We start from the raw sequence: 13604 nt of genomic DNA, 5'->3' as shown, positions 1-13604 counted from the left end.
CGTGCTGACGATGCCCCCGGTCTGGGATCCCGAGGGCACGGTGCTGATCACCGGAGGCACTGGCACCATCGGCGGGCTCATCGCCCGCCACCTGGCCAAGGACCACGGCGTCAGAAACCTGATGCTGACGAGTCGCCAGGGCACCGACGCTCCCGGCGCGGCGGCTCTGTCCGACGAGCTCGAAGCCCTGGGCGCCCAGGTGTCCGTGGTGGCCTGCGACACGGGAGACCCGCACGCGGTCGGTGAACTGATCGCGTCCGTCCCCGTGGACCGGCCGCTCACCGCAGTCCTGCACCTGGCCGGTGTCCTGGACGACGGCACCGTCGACGCCCTCACGCCGGAACGCTTCGACACCGTGCTCCGGGCCAAGGCTGACTCGGCGCTGAACCTTCACGAGGCGACACTCGACCTGGACCTGTCGGCGTTCGTGCTGTTCTCCTCGGCGTCCGCGACACTCGGCAACGCGGGACAGGCGAACTACGCCGCCGCCAACGCCTTCCTGGACACCTTCGCCCAGCGGCGCCGGGCCGACGGGCTGTGCGCCCAGTCCCTGGCCTGGGGCCCGTGGAGCCACGAGGGCGGCATGTCCGCCCGCCTGGGCGAGAGCGAACTCGCCCGCATCGCACGGGTCGGCCTGGCCCCCATCAGCGCCGACCAGGGCGCGGCGATCTTCGACTCCGCGCTCAGCGCCGACGAGGCGCTCCTGCTCACGGTGCGGCTCAACCGGACAGCTCTCGCTCGCGGCGTCGCAGCGGGCACCGCCCCCGCACTGCTGTCAGGGCTGGCGCGAACCCCGGCCCGGCGGTCAGCGGCCGGGACGGACGCCACGGGCGAGACGTCCCGCTCGGAGGCGGAGGCGTTGCGCGAACGCCTCGTCGGCCTGGACCGGGACGAGCAGCTACGGCTACTGCTGGACCTGGTCTGCGGTCACGCGGCCCGCATTCTCGGCCACTCCGGGAGCGACGCGATGGACCCCGAACGCGGCTTCATGGACACGGGCTTCGACTCGCTCACCGCGGTCGAACTCCGCAACCGGCTGCGCGGCCTCGTGGGTCGTCGGCTCCCGTCGACGCTGCTGTTCGACTACCCCACCCCGCTGGCGGTCGCGGAGTACCTGGGCGCTGTCCTCGTCCCCGACGTCACCGCCCCCGAACCTGACACCCCGGCCTCCACCCGCGAGGCCGCGTCCGACACCGAACTCGAACAGGCCCTCGACGCGGTGGACGAACTCGACCTCGCCGACCTCATGCGCATGGCGCACGCCGGAACGGACGACGGCGAAGCAGCCGAAGGGACAAGCTCGTGACCGACGCATCCACCGAGCAGATGGTTGACGCGCTCCGCGCGGCTGTTAAAGAGACCAAACGGCTACAACTCCAGAACCAGAAACTCGAAGCCGCGTCCCGTGAGCCGCTGGCGATCGTCAGCATGGCCTGCCGCTATCCGGGAGGGGTCGAGACCCCAGAGGACTTGTGGGACGTGGTCGCCGAAGGCCGTGACACCGTCTCCGGGCTGCCGACCGACCGGGGCTGGGACGTCGACGGGCTGTACGACCAGGACCCGGACACCCTCGGCAAGGCATACGTGCGAGAAGGCGGGTTCGTCGGCAGCGCCGCGGACTTCGACGCCGAATTCTTCGGGATCTCCCCGCGCGAGGCCAGGACCATGGATCCGCAGCAGCGGCTGCTGCTGGAGGCTTCGTGGGAGGCGATCGAGCGAGCAGGGGTCCTGCCTCGCTCGCTGCGCGGCAAACAGGTGGGTGTCTTCGTCGGGACCGGCTGGTCGGACTACGTCACCCAGTTCCCGCGGCTGCCGGAGGAAGTGGAGGGTTACTTCGTCACGGGCAACACGCAAAGCGTGATCTCTGGCCGGATCTCCTATGTGCTGGGTCTTGAGGGCCCGGCGGTGTCGGTGGACACGGCGTGTTCGTCGTCGCTGGTGGCGATGCATCTGGCGGGCCAGGCACTGCGCGCGGGCGAGTGCGATCTCGCCCTCGCCGGGGGCGCCCTCATCATGGCCGGACCACGCGTGCTGCTCGACTTCAGTCGGCAGCGGGGGTTGTCAGTGGACGGTCGGTGCAAGGCGTTCGGTGCGTCGGCGGACGGGTTCGGGACTGGCGAGGGTGTTGGCGTTCTTCTGTTGGAGCGGTTGTCGGATGCGCGGCGGTTGGGTCATGAGGTGTTGGCGGTGGTGCGGGGTTCGGCGGTGAATCAGGACGGTGCGAGCAGCGGTCTGACGGCGCCGAATGGTCCGTCGCAACAGCGGGTGATCCGTGCGGCGTTGGCGAGTGCGGGGCTTTCTGCGGGTGAGGTGGACGCGGTCGAGGCGCATGGGACCGGGACGCCGTTGGGTGATCCGATTGAGGCGCAGGCGTTGCAGGCGGTGTATGGGAAGGGGCGGGGTGAGGACCGTCCGTTGTGGTTGGGCTCGGTGAAGTCGAACATCGCGCACACCCAGGCGGCCGCAGGTGTGGCAGGCGTCATCAAGATGGTGCAGGCACTACGACACGGTGTGCTGCCCAAGACGCTGCACGTTGAGGAGCCCTCGGGGCAGATCGAGTGGGCCGGTGGCGGGGTGGAGCTGCTGGCCGAGGCGCGGGAGTGGCCGGAGACGGGCAGGCCGCGGCGGGCGGGTGTCTCGTCGTTCGGGATCAGTGGGACGAACGCGCATGTGATCGTGGAGCAGGCACCTGAACCGGTGGAGCCTCCCGGAGCATCGGGCGGTGGTGCTGGGGTCGGACCGGGCGGAGCTGGTCGAGGGGCTGGGGGCGCTGGCGTCGCAGGGACCGGGTCGGGGTGTGGTGCGGGGTGTGGCGCGTCGGGGTGTGCGGCCGGTGCTGGTGTTTCCGGGGCAGGGGTGGCAGTGGGTGGGGATGGCGGTGGAGTTGCTGTCCTCTGCGGTGTTTGCGGGGCGGATTGGGGAGTGTGAGCGGGCGCTGGCGCCTTTTGTGGATTGGTCTTTGGTTGGGGTGTTGCGGGGTGAGGGCGATGCGGCCCAGTTGTGGGAGCGGGTTGATGTGTTGCAGCCCGTGTTGTGGGCGGTGATGGTGTCGTTGGCTGAGGTGTGGCGTTCGGTGGGTGTGGTGCCTGGTGCGGTGGTGGGGCATTCGCAGGGGGAGATTGCGGCGGCGTGTGTGGCGGGTGGTCTGTCGTTGGAGGATGCGGCGCGGGTGGTTGCTCTGCGTAGTCAGGCGCTGGTGCGTATTTCGGGGTTGGGCGGCATGGTGTCGGTCTCGGCTCCGGTGGTGGAGGTGGAGGAGCTGATCGCGGCGTGGCCGGGGGCCTTGTCGGTGGCGGCGGTGAACGGGCCGAGTGCGACGGTGGTCTCGGGGGACGCGGACGCGCTGGACGCCTTCCTGGTGGCGTGTGAGGAGCGGGGGGTGCGGGCGCGGCGGTTGCCGGTGTCGTATGCGTCGCATTGTGGGCATGTGGATGTGCTGGAAGAGGAGTTGCTGGAGGTTTTGGGGCCGGTGGCGCCGGTTTCCTCGCGGGTTCCGTTCTTCTCGACGGTCACGGGTGACTGGCTGGACACTGCGGATGTGGATGCCGCGTATTGGGTTCGGAATCTGCGTGAGCAGGTGGGGTTTGAGGGGGCGACGCGGGCGCTGGTGGGGCAGGGGTACGGGGTTTTCATTGAGGCCAGCGCGCATCCGGTGTTGGTGAACAGTGTGTTGGAGACGATTGAGGAGTTGGCGGCGTCGGCGTCGGTGGTGGGGTCGCTGCGGCGTGATGAGGGCGGCTGGGACCGGTTCCTGGCGTCGGTGGCCGGGGCCTGGACGGAGGGTGTGGAGGTCGACTGGACCACGCTCCTGCCGGGCGGACGCCGGGTGGACCTGCCCACCTACGCCTTCCAACGGCAACGCTACTGGGTGACCGGAACAGACGTGGCGTTGGCCGATCCGAGTTCGATGGGCATGGGCGCCGTCGATCATCCGTTGCTGGGCGCGGCGCTTTCCCTCGCACAAGACGGTGGGCTGGTCCTGTCGGGGTCTCTGTCTTGCGGACCCATCCGTGGCTCGCTGACCATGCGGTGACGGGGACGGTGGTGCTGCCCGGCGCCGCATTCGTGGAGCTGGCGATTCGCGCGGGTGACGAGGTCGGACACGGACGGCTGGAAGAGCTCACTCTGCAGGTGCCTCTGGTGATTCCGGACGACGGCGGAGTCATGATCCAGGTGCATGTCGGGGCGGGAGATGCCGGACAGCGGCGGACGGTGAGTGTTTCTTCGCGCAACGGCCAGGATGCGGAGTGGGTGTGCCATGCCGAGGGTGTGTTAAGCGCCGAGGCACCGGGGAGCAGCTTCGATTTCCGCGCGTGGCCGCCCGCCGGGGCCGAGCCGGTCGTGCTGGGAGACTTCTACGCGCGCTTGGCCGAGTCGGGCTATGTCTACGGCCCCGTCTTCCAGGGGCTTCAGGCGGTCTGGCGCCGGGGCAACGAGACGTACGCCGAGATCGTCCTCCCCGAGGAGGAGCGCGAGTCGGCCTCTCTCTACGGGCTTCACCCTGCTCTGCTCGATGCGGCGTTGCACGCCGAATTGGCCGTCAACGACGGCACGGATGAGGTGCGGCTGCCGTTCAGTTGGAACGGCGTCACGCTCTACGCCTCAGGCGCGGGGGCACTGCGCGTACGGCTGATGGGCGAGGGCGGGGACGCCGCGTCCGTGGAAATCGCCGACACCGAGGGCCGCCCTGTCGCGTGCGTAGAGCGCTTGACCTCCCGTGCTGTGTCATCGGCGGAATTCCGGCGGGCGAGCAGCGCGGAGCACGGTTCGCTGTACGCGGTCGACTGGGTGCCGACGGCGTCCTCCGACGCGGGCGGCGGCGCCGACGCGGTGACGCGGTCGGTGTACGGGCAGCCCGCCTCCGAGGGCAGCGATGTGGTGGTGCTGCCGTGCGCGGGGGCCGGGGAAGAGGGTCTCGCGGACGGTGCGCGTCGGGTTGCGGGCAGGGCACTGGAGGCCGTTCAGGGGTGGTTGGCGGATGAATCGGCCACTGCCTCGCGGTTGGTGGTGGTCACGCGGGGCGCGGTCGCCACGACGGCGAATGAGGACGTTCCCGGGCTCGCTGAGGCCGCGGTGTGGGGGCTGATCAGGTCGGCCCAGTCGGAGCATCCGGACCGGTTCGTCCTGCTCGACGTGGATGAGGGCACGGAGTGGGCCGAGGTCCTTCCGGCTGCCTTGGCCACGGGCGAGCCGCAGGTCGCGGTACGTGGTGGGGAAGTGCTCGTTCCCCGTCTCGCCCGTTCCGTCCGGGGTGGGGAGAAGGCGGGGGAGTGGGACTCTGAGGGCACGGTGTTGATCACTGGTGGAACCGGTCTGCTGGGTGGGCTGCTGGTGCGTCATCTGGTTGCTGAGTGTGGGGTGCGGCATGTGGTGGTGACGAGTCGGCGGGGGGTGGAGGCGCCGGGGGCGGCGGAGTTGGTGGGTGAGGTTGCCGCGTTGGGTGGTGAGGTGACGGTCGTGGGGTGTGATGTGGCTGATCGGGCGGCGGTTGACCGGTTGGTGGCGGACATTCCGGTGGGGCGTCCGTTGGTGTCGGTGATTCACGCGGCGGGTGTGCTGGATGACGGTGTTGTTGGTTCGCTGACCGCTGAGCGGTTGGACGCGGTGATGCGGCCGAAGGTGGATGCGGCCGTCAATCTGCATGAGGCCACCGCAGACCTGGAGCTACGGGACTTCGTCCTCTTCTCCTCGGCGGCGGGTCTCGTAGGAGGACCGGGGCAGGCGAACTACGCCGCCGCCAACACCTTCCTCGACGCGCTGGCACAGCACCGGCGCGCCCAGGGACTCCCCGCGGTGTCCCTCGCCTGGGGCCTGTGGCGGCAGCGCGGCGGCATGACCGCCCACCTGGACAGCGCCGACCGCGCGCGGCTGTCCGGCAGCGGGATGACACCGCTGGAAGAGGGCGAGGGACTCGCCCTCTTCGACACCGCGACGACGGCGGACGGACCGGCGCTCCTGGTGCCGGTGCGACTGGACACGTCGGCATTGCGCGCCCGGGCCGCCACCGGCGCTCTCCCGGCCCTTTTCAGCGGGCTCGTCCGGACGACCGCTCGGCGCCCGACGGCCCAGGCCGGGCCCGCGGAGGGCGGCTCCGAGCTGCTGCGCGGTCTCGCCAGCATGCCCGAGCCGGAGCAGGAGCGGCTCCTCCTCGATGTGGTGCGCACCCATGTGGCAGCCGCGCTCGGCCATACGGACCGGTCGGCGGTCAACCCGCACCGCGGCTTCTCCGACATGGGCTTCGACTCGCTGACGGCCGTACAACTGCGCAACCGCATCAGCACCGCCGTCGGGCTGCGGATGCCCTCGACACTGATCTTCGACCATCCGACGGCGACGGCGCTGGCCCGCCACCTGAAGGCCGAACTCACCGGCGCCGCGGGCCCGTCGGACGCGGACACCGCCCCCGTACGGACGCTGGAGGACGAGCCGCTCGCGATCATCGCCATGTCGTGCCGACTGCCCGGGCGCATACGTTCGCCCGAGGACCTGTGGCAACTGGTGAGCGACGGCCGCGACGCGGTCTCGCCCTTCCCCGAGGACCGCGGCTGGAACGTCGAGGACCTTTACGACCCGGATCCGGAGGCCGTCGGCAAGACGTACTGCCGCGAGGGCGGATTCCTGGACGGCGTCGCCGACTTCGACGCCGAGCTGTTCGAGATCTCCCCGCGTGAGGCCCTCGCCATGGACCCCCAGCAGCGCCTCCTGCTGGAAGCCTCCTGGGAAGTGTTCGAGCGAGCGGGCCTGGACGTCGCCCGGCTCCGGGGTACCAAGGTCGGCGTCTTCGCCGGAGCTATGTCCTCGGACTATCTGGCCGGGCTGCGCAAGGTGCCCGCGGACGTCGAGGGCTACACGATGACGGGCAACTCCGCCAGCGTCATCTCGGGCCGTGTCGCCTACACCTTCGGCCTGGAGGGACCGGCGGTCACTGTGGACACGGCGTGCTCGTCGTCCCTCGTCGCCCTGCACCTCGCGGGCAAGGCGCTGCGCGGGGGCGAATGCTCTCTCGCGCTCGCCGGTGGCGTCACCGTCATGTCCGGTCCGCAGGAGTTCATCGAGTTCAGCCGCCAGCGGGGCCTGGCGCGCGACGGCCGGTGCAAGTCCTTCGCCTCGGCGGCCGACGGGGTCGGGCACGCCGAGGGCGCCGGAGTGGTCCTGCTGGAGCGGCTGTCCGACGCCCGGCGCAACGGCCACCGTGTCCTCGCCCTGCTGCGTGGATCGGCCGTGAACCAGGACGGGTCCAGCAGCGGTCTCACGGCGCCCAACGGCCCCTCGCAGCAACGAGTGATCCGGGCGGCGCTCGCGAGCGCCGCGCTCTCCCCGTCCGACATCGACGCGGTGGAGGCACACGGCACCGGGACCCGCCTCGGCGATCCCATCGAGGCACAGGCCCTGCTCGCGACCTACGGGCAGGACCGGCCCGCTGACCGGCCGCTCTTGCTGGGATCGGTCAAGTCGAACGTCGCTCACACCCAGGCGGCGGCCGGTGTCACCGGCGTGATCAAGATGGTCATGGCGATGCGCCACGGTGAGCTGCCGCGGACCCTGCACGTGGACCAGCCGACCTCGCACGTCGACTGGTCCGCCGGTGCGGTCGCCCTGCTCACCGACGCACAGCCCTGGCCGGACACGGGGCGCCCGCAGCGGGCCGGGGTGTCGTCCTTCGGTATCAGCGGCACCAACGCGCACGTGATCCTGGAAAGCGCACCCCACGGAACCGAGCCCGAGGCCGAACCCGGGCGGTCCGACAGGCCCACCGTCCCCGTCGTGCCGTGGGTCCTCTCGGCCCGTACGCCCGGCGCCCTGCGCGCGCAGGCCACCCGGCTGCACGAGCACCTCGCCCGCCGGACCGAGCTCGCCCCGGTCGACGTGGGCTTCTCGCTGGCCACGAGCCGCATGGCCCTGAACCACCGGGCCGTGCTCCTCGGCGGGGACCGCGACACGCTGGTCGCCTCGCTCGCGGCGCTGTCCGAGGGGCGGCCGGACGAGCGGGCCGTGGAGGCCAGGGCGGGGGTGGGGACCGCGTTCCTGTTCTCCGGCCAGGGCGCGCAGCGGGCAGGCATGGGCGCGCAACTCGCACAGGGCTACCCCGTGTTCGCGGACACCTTCGCAACCGTCTGCCAGGCGCTGGACCTGGACCCGGCGGTGCTCGAAGACGCGGCGGAACTGGCACAGACGCGCTGGACGCAGGCCGCCCTGTTCGCCTTCGAGGTGGCGCTCTTCCGGCTGCTGGAGAGCTGGGGCGTCCGGCCCGACGTCCTCATCGGCCACTCCGTGGGTGAACTCGCCGCCGCGCACGTCGCCGGTGTGTTCACCCTCCAGGACGCGGCCAGGCTGGTGACGGCCCGTGGCCGCCTGATGCAGGCCCTTCCCGGGGGTGGCGGCATGGTCGCCGTCCAGGCCACCGAGGAGGAGGCCCGTGCGGCACTGGCCGGACACGAGGACCTGGTGTCCGTCGCCGCGGTGAACAGCCCGCGGTCCGTGGTGCTCTCCGGGGACACGACCGAGCTGGACACCGTCGTCTCCCGGCTGCCCGGCCGCAGGACACGGCGGCTGACGGTGAGTCACGCGTTCCACTCCCCGCTGATGGAGGCCATGCTCGCCGACTTCGCCGACGTGGCCGAGAGCATCCGGTACGCCGAACCCCAGATCCCCCTGGTGTCCAACGTCACCGGAAGGCTCGTCGAGGCGGGCGAACGGACAGACGCGGACTACTGGGTCCGCCATGTACGGGAGGTGGTCCGCTTCGGCGACGGCATCCAGGCGTTGGTCCAGCGGGACGTCGGCGTCCTGCTGGAACTGGGCCCGAGCGGCGCGCTGACCGCGATGGCGCAGGAAACCCTGGACGCGGTCGAGAGCGAGGCCCTCGTGCTCCCGCTCGTACGGGCGGACCGCGAGGAGCCCGAGTCGCTCCTTGCCACACTCGCCGCGGCGCACACCCGCGGCCTCGACGTCGACTGGGGCGCGCTGCTGCCCGGCGGGGGCCTCGTCGACCTGCCCACGTACGCCTTCCAGCACCGGCGCTACTGGCTCGGGGACGGCGCGCCCGCCAGCAGTGACCCTGACGCGCTTGGTCTCGGCGACGCACGCCACCCCCTTCTCGGGGGCGTCTTCCGGCTGGCGGATGGCGGTGCCGTCCTCACCGGCCGCCTTTCCCTCCGTACGCACCCCTGGCTCGCCGACCACAGTGTGGCCGGAACAGCCCTCCTCTCGGGGACCGCCCTGGTCGAGATGGCGCTGCGGGCCGGGGACGAGGTCGGCTGCGGCCGGGTGGAGGAGCTGACCCAGCAGGCGCCGTTCGCCGTCCCCGAGGACGACCACGTCACGGTGCAGGTGCACGTCGGGGGCGAGGAAGGCGAGAGCGAGGACGGGTCCGGCCGCCGGTCGTTCAGCGTCCACTCCCGGAGCACCGACTCGGCGGACGGCGTATGGCTTAAGCACGCCGCGGGCTTCCTCACCGGCACCGCGCCGGAGGAAGACGCCGACGGTCATCCCGACGGGACCGCCTGGCCTCCCGCCGGGGCCGAGCCCATCGACCTCGTCGGCTTCTACGACCATCTGGCCGCCTCCGGCTACGGGTACGGCCCGGCCTTTCAGGGCCTCCGCCGAGCCTGGCGCCACGGAGACGAGACCTTCGCCGAGGTCGCCCTGCCCGAAGAGGAGGCGGCCGAGGCCGACCTGTTCGGGATTCACCCGGCGCTCCTGGACACGGCACTTCACGCGATGCTCCTCTCGCAGCCGGAGAACGTGTCCGAGGGAGCGAACGAGGCCGCCGTACGCCTGCCGTTCCTCTGGACCGGGGTGTCGCTGACGGCGTCCGGGGCCGCTGCCGCCCGGGTCCACCTGGTCCCGACAGGCGCGGACGGCGTCTCGCTTCGCCTCACCGGCGCCGACGGGCGCCCCGTGGCCTCCGTGGAGACATTGACGTCCCGGCCCGTACCGAGGCACTTGCTTCAGGCGTCCCGAGCGGATGACGGCGCCCTGTACGAGGTCGGCTGGACACCGGCGAGGACCGACGCCACCGCCGTGACCGACTTCGTGCTCCATGCCGTCGAGCCGGGCTCGACGGCAACGCCCTATACGGTGCTGCCGCTGCTGACGCCCCCTCCGGGCGACCTGGCCGCCGCCGTACACGAGGCCACCGCCGACGTCCTGGAGACGATGCGGACCTGGCTGGAGGACCCCGCGACGGAGGGCTCCCGGCTGGTGATCGTCACCTGTGGCGCCGTCGCCGCCACCCCCGCCGAAGACGTCCGGGACCTCGCGCACGCCGCCGTGTGGGGGCTCGTACGCTCCGCCCAATCGGAGGCTCCGGACCGGTTCGTCCTGGTGGACGTGGAGGAACAGCACACCTGGGAGGAGCATCTGCGGGTGGCGCTGGCCACCGGCGAGCCCCAGGTCGCGGTCCGCGCCGGTGCGGCTCACCTTCCCCGGCTGGCCCGCGGAGTCCCGACCTCGCCGAGCGCCCGCGCATGGGACCCGGACGGCACGGTCCTCGTCACCGGCGGCACCGGCTCCCTCGGCCGCGTGATCGCCCACCACCTCGTCGCCGAACATGGCGTGAAGCACCTCCTGCTCACCAGCCGACGCGGCGCCGACGCCCCGGGGGCACCGGAGCTGTGCGAGGAACTGGAACTGGTCGGCGCACAGGTCACCCTCGTGGCCTGCGACCTCGCGAGCCGTGAGGCCGTCGGCAAACTGATCGCCGCGATCCCCCCGGACAACCCGCTCACCGCGGTCGTTCACACCGCCGGTGTCCTGGACGACGGCGTCGTCGGTTCCCTCACGCGCGAACGGCTCGACAGCGTGCTCGCGGCGAAGGTCGACGCGGTGGTCAACCTGCACGAGGCCACCCGCGGCACGGATCTCGCGGCCTTCGCCCTGTTCTCCTCCGCCGCGGGCGTCCTCGGCGGGCCCGGACAGGCCAACTACGCGGCGGCCAACGCGTTCCTGGACGCCTTCGCCGCACACCGACGGGCCGATCACCTCCCCACCGTGTCCCTCGCCTGGGGGCCGTGGAGGCAGGAGGGCGGAATGACCACGCTCCTGGAGGACCGGGACCGGGCGCGGGTGGCGCGTACCGGACTGGAACCGCTAGACGCTGCACGTTCCCTCGCGCTGTTCGACCAGGCGGTCCTCGGCGGAACGCCGTCCCCGCTGGTCCTGCCCTTGCGGATCAATGAGGGAGCGCTGCGCGCCCAGTCGGGGGCAGGCACGCTCCCGCCGGTGCTGAGCGGCCTGGTGCGCCGACCGGCACGGCGCGCTGTCCCTGCCGCGTCGCCGTCCGCGCCCTCGACCGCCCTCATCGACACGCTGGCGGACCTCAGCGAGGACGAGCAGGAACGCGCGGTGCTGGACCTCGTCCGTACACAGGTCGCCGGGGTTCTCGGACACGATTCGCCAGGCGCGATCGATCCCGGGCAGTCCTTCCAGACGCTCGGCTTCGACTCGCTGACCGCCCTGGAACTGCGCAACCGGCTCGACGCCGCCTGCGGGCTGCGCCTGCCAGCGACACTGATCTTCGATCACCCGTCCCCCGCCGCGCTGGCCGCCTACGTGTGGACCCGCCTGCGCCCGGAGCGAACGGACCCGGCCGAACGGCTGTTGGCGGAACTCGACTCGCTTGAGTCGTCGCTCGTCGGGCTGGAGACGGACGACGAGGTCGGCAAGCAGATCACCAGCCGCCTGCGCGCGATAGCGGCGAACTGGGCGGATTCCCGCCGCGCCGCCGAGCCCCTGGAAGAGGGGCAGCAGGGCGCGGAGAGCGTACGGCTGGAGACCGCGACAGCTGACGAGATCTTGAACTTTATCGACAACGGACTTGGCCGCTCAGGGGGCGATCGGTGATGGCGGACGACGAGAAGCTTCTCGAATACCTGCGTTGGGTGACGGCCGACCTGCAAGAGACGCGAGAGAAGCTTGAGGCGCTGGAAGCCACTGTCCACGAGCCGATCGCGATCGTCAGCATGGGGTGCCGCTACCCGGGCGGCGTCACTTCCCCCGAGGACCTGTGGCAGATCGTCGAGGACGGCACCGACGCCGTCTCCGCGTTCCCGACCAACCGCGGCTGGGACGTCGAGGGTCTTTACGACCCCAATGCCGACCACAAGGGCACGTTCTACGCCCGCGAGGGCGGCTTCCTCCACGACGCGGCGCAGTTCGACGCGGACTTCTTCGGTATCTCGCCGCGTGAGGCGCTGGCGATGGATCCGCAGCAGCGGCTGCTGCTGGAGACCGCCTGGGAAACCCTCGAACGGGCCGGGATCGACCCCGACTCCCTGCGCGGCTCCCGCACGGGTGTGTTCACCGGCGTGATGTACGACGACTACGGGCAGCGCTTTCAGCCGATGCCCGAAGAGTATGAAGGGCTGCTCGGCAACGGCAGCGCGAGCAGCGTCGCCTCTGGGCGCATCGCCTATGCGCTGGGTCTTGAGGGGCCTGCCATGGCGGTGGACACGGCGTGTTCGTCGTCGCTGGTGGCGATGCACTTGGCGGGTCAGGCGCTGCGCGCGGGCGAGTGCGACCTGGCGCTGGCCGGTGGCGTCACGGTTCTGGCGAGCCCGTCCGTGTTCATCGAGTTCAGCCGTCAGCGGGGGTTGTCAGCGGACGGTCGGTGCAAGGCGTTCGGTGCGTCGGCTGATGGCACCGGCTGGGGTGAGGGTGTCGGCCTGGTGTTGTTGGAGCGGTTGTCGGATGCGCGGCGGTTGGGTCATGAGGTGTTGGCGGTGGTGCGGGGTTCGGCGGTGAATCAGGACGGTGCGAGTAATGGTCTGACGGCGCCGAATGGTCCGTCGCAGCAGCGGGTGATCCGTGCGGCGTTGGCGAACGCGGGGCTTTCCGCGGGTGAGGTGGACGCGGTCGAGGCGCATGGGACCGGGACGGCGCTGGGTGATCCGATTGAGGCGCAGGCGTTGCAGGCGGTGTATGGGAAGGGGCGGGGTGAGGACCGTCCGTTGTGGTTGGGGTCGGTGAAGTCGAACATCGCGCACACCCAGGCGGCCGCAGGTGTGGCGGGTGTGATCAAGATGGTGTCGGCGTTGCGGCATGGTGTGCTGCCGAAGACGTTGCACGTCGAGGAGCCCTCGGACCAGATTGAGTGGGCCGGTGGTGGGGTGGAGTTGTTGGGGGAGGCGCGGGAGTGGCCGGAGATGGGCAGGCCGAGGCGGGCGGGTGTCTCGTCGTTCGGTGTGAGCGGGACGAACGCGCATGTGATCGTGGAGCAGGCGCCTGAACCGGTGGAGCCTCCCGAGCCGACCGAGGCTTCTGAGAGGGTCTCGGTGGTGCCGTGGGTGCTGTCGGCGCGGGGTGCGGCGGCGTTGTCCGGTCAGGCGGAGCGTTTGGCGGCGGCGGTGGGTTCAGATTCGGCGCTTGATCCGGTGGATGTGGGGTTTTCGCTGGGGACGTCGCGGGCGGGTTTGGAGCATCGGGCGGTGGTGTTGGGGTCGGATCGGACGGAGTTGGTCGAGGGCTTGGGGGCGTTGGTGTCGCGGGGTTCTGGTGGGGGTGTGGTGCGGGGTGTGGTGCGTGGTGGTGTGCGGTCGGCGTTTGTGTTTTCTGGTCAGGGTGCGCAGCGGGTGGGGATGGGTGGGGTGTTGGCGGGTGAGTTT

5 protein-coding genes and 1 pseudogene are annotated in these 13604 nt (G+C 71.1%); all 6 read left to right on the top strand.

Annotation, left to right across the window (positions count from 1 at the left end):
- Positions 1-1306 (top strand): beta-ketoacyl reductase (locus tag ACFVST_RS28350; RefSeq protein WP_390156452.1); only part of this gene is annotated, 1306 nt, incomplete at its 5' end.
- On the top strand, positions 1303-2928 hold the full coding sequence (locus ACFVST_RS28345; protein ID WP_390156451.1) for a type I polyketide synthase: 1626 nt from the start codon (positions 1303-1305) through the stop codon (positions 2926-2928). The genes ACFVST_RS28350 and ACFVST_RS28345, both read left to right, overlap by 4 nt.
- Positions 2879-4033 (top strand): acyltransferase domain-containing protein, encoded by a 1155-nt coding sequence (locus tag ACFVST_RS28340; protein WP_390156450.1) that lies wholly within the window; start codon positions 2879-2881, stop codon positions 4031-4033. The genes ACFVST_RS28345 and ACFVST_RS28340 overlap by 50 nt, the downstream gene beginning before the upstream one ends.
- Positions 4030-4170, top strand: a pseudogene (locus tag ACFVST_RS28335) (hypothetical protein); the annotation flags it as partial. The gene ACFVST_RS28340 and the pseudogene ACFVST_RS28335, both read left to right, overlap by 4 nt.
- Positions 4171-4341: 171 nt before the next feature.
- Entirely contained in the window at positions 4342-11844 is a 7503-nt protein-coding gene (locus ACFVST_RS28330; RefSeq protein WP_390156453.1) for an SDR family NAD(P)-dependent oxidoreductase, read from the top strand.
- The coding region (locus ACFVST_RS28325; protein ID WP_390156449.1) for a type I polyketide synthase at positions 11841-13604 on the top strand (1764 nt) is incomplete at its 3' end. The genes ACFVST_RS28330 and ACFVST_RS28325, both read left to right, overlap by 4 nt.

Origin of the sequence: Streptomyces sp. NPDC058045 (assembly GCF_042885635.1) — a bacterium.
Lineage (GTDB): Bacteria > Actinomycetota > Actinomycetes > Streptomycetales > Streptomycetaceae > Streptomyces.
The sequence above is the reverse complement of the archived record's forward strand: the minus strand, read 5'-3'. Positions and strand labels throughout refer to the sequence as shown.